This window comes from Pseudomonas sp. 86_A (genome assembly GCF_017491705.1).
GTDB lineage: Bacteria > Pseudomonadota > Gammaproteobacteria > Pseudomonadales > Pseudomonadaceae > Aquipseudomonas > Aquipseudomonas koreensis.
Map to the genome: position 1 here is coordinate 113634 of NZ_JAFGYS010000016.1, position 7995 is coordinate 121628.

The 7995-nt window shown below is 61.2% G+C and carries 7 protein-coding genes; 2 read left to right on the forward strand and 5 right to left on the reverse strand.

Annotated elements, in window-relative coordinates:
* Positions 1–7: 7 nt before the first annotated feature.
* The 5 genes from J5M57_RS23595 to J5M57_RS23615 all read right to left on the reverse strand — a co-directional run bounded on the left by J5M57_RS23595 (position 8) and on the right by J5M57_RS23615 (position 5688).
* Positions 8–640 (reverse strand): BRCT domain-containing protein, encoded by a 633-nt coding sequence (locus J5M57_RS23595; protein ID WP_207849580.1) that lies wholly within the window; start codon positions 638–640, stop codon positions 8–10.
* A gap of 12 nt (positions 641–652) precedes the next feature.
* Positions 653–1042 (reverse strand): hypothetical protein, encoded by a 390-nt coding sequence (locus J5M57_RS23600; protein ID WP_064586808.1) that lies wholly within the window; start codon positions 1040–1042, stop codon positions 653–655.
* Positions 1043–1433: 391 nt separating this feature from the next.
* A complete protein-coding gene (locus J5M57_RS23605; RefSeq protein ID WP_207849581.1) occupies positions 1434–3260 on the reverse strand; it encodes a glycoside hydrolase family 15 protein in 1827 nt (608 codons plus the stop codon).
* Positions 3253–4053 (reverse strand): SDR family oxidoreductase, encoded by an 801-nt coding sequence (locus J5M57_RS23610; RefSeq protein ID WP_207849582.1) that lies wholly within the window; start codon positions 4051–4053, stop codon positions 3253–3255. Before J5M57_RS23610 ends, J5M57_RS23605 begins: the two co-directional genes overlap by 8 nt.
* Positions 4054–4140: 87 nt before the next feature.
* Positions 4141–5688: a family 2 encapsulin nanocompartment cargo protein terpene cyclase gene (locus tag J5M57_RS23615; RefSeq protein WP_207849583.1), complete on the reverse strand. Its 1548-nt coding sequence runs from the start codon at positions 5686–5688 to the stop codon at positions 4141–4143.
* Between the two features lie 315 nt (positions 5689–6003).
* Between J5M57_RS23615 and J5M57_RS23620 the strand changes: the two genes are divergently transcribed.
* The gene (locus J5M57_RS23620) at positions 6004–7176 is read left to right on the forward strand and encodes an MFS transporter (protein ID WP_207849584.1); all 1173 of its coding nucleotides are present in this window, start codon (positions 6004–6006) and stop codon (positions 7174–7176) included.
* Positions 7177–7254: 78 nt separating this feature from the next.
* Positions 7255–7989 (forward strand): alpha/beta fold hydrolase, encoded by a 735-nt coding sequence (locus J5M57_RS23625; RefSeq protein WP_082920296.1) that lies wholly within the window; start codon positions 7255–7257, stop codon positions 7987–7989.
* Positions 7990–7995: the final 6 nt, after the last annotated feature.

A 7995-nucleotide genomic window follows, 5' to 3' on the forward strand; every position in this document is an offset into this window, starting at 1 on the left:
GGGAAAGCTATCCGAACAGCGCTTTCTGCCAATGAGCTTCGCCGATGATCGCAATCGGTACGCCGCTGTCTCTCAGTTCTACGGCTTTCTTGATCTTGGTGCCGTAAGAACTGTGAAGCCACTGATCATTGCCGATGCTGCCCACCACCAGGTAATGGATCTTTTTGCTGACGGAGCCACCGATAAGTCCGCCACGTTCGATGATCTGCGACTCACATTCCTTTCGTGGACCGTAGGCCATGATGCCTGTAAAGAGGAATACCCGATCGGCCAGACATAATTCCGGGGCCGGGTGGTCGAGAGGAAGGCTGGTCGATGCTGTATGAGGTTGTGCGCTGCCGACCGACAATCCCGTGAATTGATGGAGCATTTCCAGCAACTCCACGGATTCATCGGCATCCAGTACTCCGTCGCTGAGCATGTCGGCGAGTCGTTTATAAAGAATGTTTACAACCGGATCTTCCAGGTGCACTAAATGGGTTTCGATCCATGTCTTGAGAAACTCGGCTTCCTGCTGGTTGATCTTGCCGTCGGCGGCAAGTCCGGCGGCAATGCCGACCAGCGCATCGGCTGAACGACGGTCGATCCTGGCCTGATGAAAGAAAGCGCTGTTTTGAAATTCCTGATGTAAATCGACCATTGCTGCTTCTCCTTAAGCCTCAGCTTCCGCCACCTGATTGAAATACTTGGTCCGATCCGGAGTAAACGTCACCCGCATCTTCGTCCGCGAACAGGTCAGTGCACGTTCTTCACCCAGATCAATATCCAGATCTTCCCCACGCAAGCCCTGCCACTGCGCCAGGTATTTCAGCGAACCGTATTTCTCGTTTTTCTTCAGGCTGCGGCTCACGCCACCTTTCCAGCCGAGCACGGGCAGTTCGCCGGCGAGGCATTTTTGGGCGAGGTCGGGGAAGCGGGCGGCGCGCTGGCGGCCGATTTCCCAGCATTTGATCAGGCCTTTGTCGGCGTCGTCCCAGAGTTGGATGCGGGTCAGGCCGGTACGCAGGGGCGTGGCGATGGGGCGGTGGACGTGCTGGGTCATTCTGGTTCCTTGAATTCGGGTTTTATTGGACAGCTCCGCTGTGCCCGTTGCGGTGGATGGTAGGGGGGGATGTAACAGCTGGCAACAAGGTATTTCGGGGTGTAAGTGCAAGTTGCGGGGGAGGGAATGTGTGGGAATCGTTGAGTGGATGTAGGTATGGAGGTATGCAACCTGTGGCGAGGGAGCTTGCTCCCGCTCGGCTGCGCAGCAGTCGCAAAGTCAGGCAATGCGGTCCCTCAGGACAAATGGGGCGCCGGGTTTGGGGCCGCTTCGCGACCCGGCGGGAGCAAGCTCCCTCGCCACAAAGGGAATTATTCTGCTGATGGCTGCGTAGGACTTGGCCTGGTAAAGCACAGTTTTGTGGAATATGTCCTACAGAAAGTGGCGAGCTTTACGGCTGCCACTCACTCTTTTCCCCACTCAAGCGCCGATCAAGAAAGCTCGCCGCACTGATCAACGCCAGATGCGTCAGCGCCTGCGGGGTGTTGCCCAAGTGCCGGCCCTTGCTGTCGAACTCTTCGGCGTACAGGCCCAACGGATTGGCATAGCGCAACAGTTGTTCAAACTCCAGGTGAGCCTTTTCCACCTGACCGGCGCGGGCCAGGCATTCAACGTACCAGAACGAACAGGCGGCAAACGCGCCTTCAGTGCCAGTCAAACCGTCGATGTTGGCGTCGTCGTTGCGGTAGCGGTAAACCATGCCGTCGCGCACCAGACTCTTTTCAATGGCCTCCAGGGTCGACAGCCAGCGCGGGTCCTTGGCGCTGACGAACCGCACCAGCGGCATCAGCAGCATCGAACCGTCGAGCGCCGTGCCGCCCTTGTACTGGACGAAATGGCCGCGCTCCTCGTCCCAGAAGTTGTCCCAAATGTCGGCGTAGATCGCCTGGCGGGTCTGGTCCCACTGGACGAACGGAGCCGGCAGCGAGCGTTTCGAGGCCAGACGAATCGCCCGGTCCAGCGCCACCCAGCACATCAGTCGCGAATGCAGGAAGTGATGCTGCTCACCGCGCATTTCCCAAATCCCGACATCGGTGGTCTGCCAGGTCTCACACACCTGATCGACCACTTCGCGCACATGTTTCCAGCCTTCGTGGGAAATCGCGTCGCCATACTTGTTGACCAGATACACCGCGTCCATCAGCTCGCCGAAGATATCCAGCTGGATCTGGTCATAGGCGCCGTTGCCGATGCGCACCGGTTGCGCGCCGCCGTGACCGGACAAATGCGTCAGCTCGGTTTCCGGCAATTCCTGACGACCGTCGATGGCATACAGGATGTTGAGTTTGGTTGAGTGACCCTGGCAATCGCTGACCCGCCCGCGCAGCCAGCTCATGTAGGCGTTGGCCTCGCTGACGAAACCCAGGCGCATGAACGCGTAGACGGTGAACGAGGCATCGCGGATCCAGGTGTAGCGATAATCCCAGTTGCGCTCGCCGCCGGGGGTTTCCGGCAAGCCGAAGGTCGCGGCGGCAAGGATCGCGCCGTGCTTGCGCGAGGTCAGCAGCTTGAGTGCCAGCGCCGAGCGATTGACCATTTCCCGCCAGCGCCCGCGATAGTTGGACTGGCCGATCCAGTCTCGCCAGAACTTCAGCGTGCGCTCCAGGCACATTTTTGCGCCGTCATCCTTGAAGCGTGGATCGTCGGCACCACCGAGGATGAATTCGGCGGTTTCGTTGTGCTGCAGACTGAACGAGGCGACGGCCGATTCGCCATCAATGTGCAGCGCCTGATCCGCCACCAGACGCAGCGACGGCTGGCCCTCGGCGCTGAAAATCACCGACTGCCCGGCCATCTGCGCCCGGGTCTCGGCGCGGGCGTAGTCATGGCGCACCGCGCAACGCATGTGAAAGGTTGCCGCGCCGCTGACCACCCGCACCCGACGCATCAGCATCGGCAGGTCATCCTCGCTGTCGCCTACCGGCAGCAGGTCGGTGATTTCCACCACGGCATCGTCGCTGAGCCAGCGGGTCTGCAGGACGTTGGTGTCGGGCAGGTAGATCTGCTCGCGGCGGGCGTCGGGCAGGTCTGGCGCAAGCTGGAAAATCCCGGCGTCGGGGGTGTCCAGCAGCGAGCAGAAGATCGACGGACTGTCGAATTCCGGCCAGCAGAAAAAATCCACGCTGCCCTTGTCGTTGACCAGCGCCGCACTGCGCATGTCGCCGATGATGCCGTGGGCGTCGATGCTGCTTTGTCGTTCGAGGTGATGCTCAGCCATTGCCGCGAAACTCCGGATAAAGACTCATGCCGCCGTCGATGAACAGGGTGGTGCCGACGATGTAGTCGGCGGCATCGGAGGCGAGGAACACCACCGCGTTGGCCACGTCCTCGACATCACCGATGCGCCCGTAGGGGATCAGCTCCAGCAGTTTCTCACCGGCGGCGCCTGCGGTGGCCTCGCTGTTGATCGCGGTACGAATAGCCCCCGGGGCAATGCCATTGATGCGAATGCGCTGATGGCTGACTTCCTGAGCGAGGGTCTGCATCAACTGATCGACGCCGCCCTTGGACGCCGCGTAATTGACGTGCCCGGCCCACGGGATGCGCTGGTGCACCGAGCTCATGTGAATGATCTTGCCGGCCGCCCGTGACACGCCTTCGCGTACGCCCTGGCGGTTGAAGATCCGCAGCGCGGCGCGGGCGCAGAGGAACTGGCCGGTGAGGTTGACGCCGATCACCGTGTTCCAGTCTTCAATGGTCATGTCCACGGCCGCCGCATCCTTTTGCAGACCGGAATTGGCCACCAGAATGTCCAGCGAACCAAAGGCCTCGAGGGTCTCGGCGAACAGCCGTTCGACCTCGTCTTCCTTGGATACGTCGGCGCCAATCGCAATGGCCTGGCCACCGTCGGCAATGATTTGTCGCGCCAGGGCTTCGGCGGGTTCGGCCTGGCGGTTGTAATTGATGACGACTGCGGCGCCGGCAGCGGCGAGGGCTTTGGCGGCGGCGTGGCCGATGCCGGAGCTGGCACCGGTGATCAGTGCCACCTGGCGGGCGAGGGATATTTGCATGCTCGAAATGCCTGGGTTAAGGGCTTAGTCAGCTGACCCATGGCGAGCTGTGAGAGTTCATCCGCATGCATGAAAAGATCGACACGTTCAGACGTGATAGCGGCCGCTGTGCCGGTGCCATTCAAGACTACCGGCGACCCAGCTTTTTATGCCGGTCAGAAAACGCTGCAGTAGCGGCGATGCATCCGGCAGCACCGCTTGTTCCGCCGCTTCATACAGGTGCACGATTTCGTCATGAATGTGCGCGCACTTGATCATTGCTTGTCGGGGCGAGCAATTGTGTTCACGAGCCAGTAACAGCGGCAGATTGAAATCGCCGATGGCGGCCTGATTTTCCTTGTGTGCCGAATACAGATCGTTGGCGATGATCGTGGCACTGGCGGCCAGCGTGGTCACTCGCCGCACGGCAGGGGCGCTGTAAAGGTGTGCGGGCAGTTCGTATCCGCCGATCACGTCGATCAATGACATGCAGGGTAGAAAGCTGTTGGTCTGGCGTTGCGCGAGGTATTCCCAGATGGCTGGGGTCAATCCTTCCAGACGCCAGGCCGCTTCGGCCGTCATGGTGACAAACATGGCGATGATTTCGTGGCGTACCCTGGCCACTTGTGCGGAAGATGCGAATGCCTGAACACGGTTCATGTAGGCGCGAAGCGCAACCAGTACCGGGTCACTGTTCAGTGCCTGATCAAGACCGCAGCGAAAGCGAGAGGGCAGGTGCGCCGTCTCCAGTGCGGCCAGTGCCAGCGAGAGTCGGGGACCTACCAGGCGCGGTTCGGAGCCGGTTCGTTCGTCATCGCAGTAGTAATCATCCACGGCAAACAGGGCGGCGATGCATTGTGCCGAAAGTAGCAGGCGATCGAGGTCGTGAGTATCTGTGTGGCAAAGCATGGCGAAGCGACCGAACCCCATGGCGCGGACCTTTTCCAGCTGTCCCGGAAATATCCCGACCTCCTCGATCCATGGCATAAGCCGTTCATCGACAGCCTCGGCCAGCGCCCCATCGACCCGAAACGGCGCCGGGCAATACAGCGGCGGGACGGCCCAAGGTGAATTTGCCCGTTTTCCAGAAGCATAGGGCGTTGATCGTGCCGTTGACGCGTCGCGGACGGCCTCGAACCACTGCCTTACACCCACGATCCCGAACTGCTCGAACATCCGGCGAAACCAGATCGTGAACTGATCGGGTACCTGTTCGATCCGTTGGGTGATCTCCTCCAGTGATAGCCACTCCCAACTTTCGACCTCCTCGGGATTGGCTAACGGATCGAGCTGACTGAGGCCGGCAAACACGTGGTCAAATTCGTGCTCGATCAGTTGATTGGACACTTGCTCGTAATAGAGCATCGAGGCGACTTTCTGCAGTTTGCACCTCGTGCCCATTTCTTCCAGCAGTCGACGGTGGGCAGCGGCGGCCGTGCGTTCGCCGGGGCGAGGATGCCCGCAGCACGTGTTGGTCCATAATCCGCCGGAATGGTATTTGCCTAACGCGCGTTGCTGCATCAGCAACCGACCTTGGGAGTCAAAGAGCAGGATCGAGAATGCGCGATGGCGCAGTCCCTGGTGATGCACTTTCAGCTTTGGGGCTACACCGGTCGGGCGATCCTTGGGTGATACCAGAATAAGCTGTTCTTCCATGGCAAGGCTCCTTGGCGCATGCGCCATGGGATAGTGCTCAAGAGCAGGTGCTCGTTCATTGAGCCAAGGACTCATGAGAACCGCAATCGCACTAAAAGGCACCTGTAAAACCTGACAGGTGTGCGCGAATTTCGACTGTCGGTCATGTGATTCCAGAAGTGAGCGGTAATGCCATTGGTCTTGGGAGTGATCCTCAGCGAGTGCCTGGAATCGCAAGGTGTCGAGTTTCGCGCCTTCACATTCCACCAACAATTGCGCGCTTCCACGCTCGTCAGCCTTTATGGCAACTTGGCGGCCCCTGATGAGGCTGTACCCATGGCAAATCCTTACCGCGAATTGTTCACCGCCCCCGGTGCCCGAAACTTTGTACTGGCCGGGATGATCGCGCGCATGCCGATTTCCATGACCGGTATCGGCGTGATCACCATGCTGTCGCAACTCAAGGGCGGGTATGCACTGGCGGGGGCGGTGGCGGCGACGTTTGCCCTGGCCACGGCGTTTTGTGCGCCGCAGGTCTCGCGTCTGGTCGACCGCTTCGGTCAAGGCAAGGTGCTGCCGCTGTCGGCGTTGCTTGGCGGCGGGGCGTTGCTGATGTTGCTGCTGTGCACGCGCTTGCAGGCGCCGACCTGGACGCTGTTCATCTTTGCCGCGCTGGCCGGTTGCATGCCGAGCATGTCGGCGATGGTGCGGGCGCGCTGGACCGAGATCTACCGCGGCCAGCCGCAATTGCAGACCGCCTATGCGCTGGAATCGGTGCTCGATGAAGTGTGTTTCATCGTCGGCCCGCCGCTGTCGGTGGGGCTGTGCGTGCTGGCGTTTCCCGAGGCCGGGCCGCTGGCCGCGCTGCTGGCGCTGGCGATCGGGGTCACCCTGTTTGTCGCCCAGCGCAGCACCGAGCCGGCGGTGCACCCGCAGGAATCGCAGCATCAGGGTTCGATCATTCGTTCCACCGACATTCAATGGCTGCTGGCATTGATGGTCGCCATGGGCGTCATCGTCGGTGTGGTCGATGTGGTCAGCGTCGCGTTCGCCCAGCAACAGGGGCAGCCGGCAGCGGCAAGCATCGTGCTGTCGGTGTACGCCATCGGATCTTGCCTGGCCGGTATTGCCTTCGGCGCGATGCGTTCGAAATGGCCGTTGCCGCGGCTGTTCCTGTATGGCGGCATCGCGACGGCCGTGACCACCTTGCCGTTGCTGCTGGCGAGCAATATTTTCGGGCTGTCGCTGGCGGTGTTTGTCGCCGGTCTGTTCTTTTCGCCGACGCTGATCGTTGCCATGGCGCTGGTCGAGCGCATCGTGCCAGCGGCCAAACTCACCGAAGGCCTGACCTGGCTGGTGACCGGCCTGAGCATCGGCGTGGCGCTGGGGGCGGCGGGGTCTGGCGCGCTGGTGGATGCCTTCGGCGCGCGCAGCGGGTTCTGGCTGGCGATTGTCGCCGGGGCAGTGGTACTCGGCTCGGCGGTGCAGAGTTTCCGTCATCTGAAATAACGGTTGCCGAGGCGCAGGGCTAATTTGCGTCAGGTTGTCTTCGTTCTTCTATACAGACAACTTTTCGAGGTAAGCCGGGTGACTCAGCTGACATTGCTGTGCCTTCCTTATTCGGGCGCCAGTGCCATGGTCTACAGCCGCTGGCGGCGCAAGCTGCCGCAGTGGCTGACGCTGCAACCGGTGGAACTGCCGGGGCGTGGCGCGCGCTTCAACGAGCCGCTGCAAACCGACTTGCGCACCCTGGCCCGACAACTGGCTGCCGAGCTGCAACCGTCGTTGCGCGCGCCGTATGCGATTTTCGGCCACAGCCTCGGGGCCTTGCTGGCCTGTGAGCTGGCGCATGCATTGCGCGCGCTGGGCCTGCCGGAACCGGTGGCGCTGTTCGCCTCGGGCACCGCGGCGCCGACGATGCGCAGCGACTACGATCGCGGTTTCGCCGAACCCAAGACCGACGCCGAACTGATCGAACAATTGCGCTCCCTCAATGGCACCAGCGAAGAGGTCCTGGCCAGTGCCGAGTTGATGAGCCTGACCTTGCCGATCCTGCGTGCCGACTTTCTGCTGTGCGGCACCTTCCATCCGCTTCAGCGTGCGTTGCTGAAATGCCCGATCCACGTGCTGGGCGGCACCACCGACCGCGCCACCACCGAACAACTGATCGGCTGGAGCAAGGAGACCCTTGGCAGCTTTTCCGTGGACATGCTCGCCGGCGGGCACTTTTTCATTCATGAGCATGAAGCCAAGGTGCTGAAGGTGATCAAGGATCAACTGGAAGTGCACCATCGCCGGCACAGTCTGATGGCCGCTGTGTAGCGCGAT

What these genes read in the sequence shown, in the direction of transcription:
- J5M57_RS23595 (WP_207849580.1), bottom strand. Translation starts at nt 640, where the DNA reads ATGGTCGATTTACATCAGGAATTTCAAAACAGCGCTTTCTTTCATCAG.
- J5M57_RS23600 (WP_064586808.1), bottom strand. Translation starts at nt 1,042, where the DNA reads ATGACCCAGCACGTCCACCGCCCCATCGCCACGCCCCTGCGTACCGGC.
- J5M57_RS23605 (WP_207849581.1), bottom strand. Translation starts at nt 3,260, where the DNA reads ATGGCTGAGCATCACCTCGAACGACAAAGCAGCATCGACGCCCACGGC.
- J5M57_RS23610 (WP_207849582.1), bottom strand. Translation starts at nt 4,053, where the DNA reads ATGCAAATATCCCTCGCCCGCCAGGTGGCACTGATCACCGGTGCCAGC.
- J5M57_RS23615 (WP_207849583.1), bottom strand. Translation starts at nt 5,688, where the DNA reads ATGGAAGAACAGCTTATTCTGGTATCACCCAAGGATCGCCCGACCGGT.
- J5M57_RS23620 (WP_207849584.1), top strand. Translation starts at nt 6,004, where the DNA reads ATGGCAAATCCTTACCGCGAATTGTTCACCGCCCCCGGTGCCCGAAAC.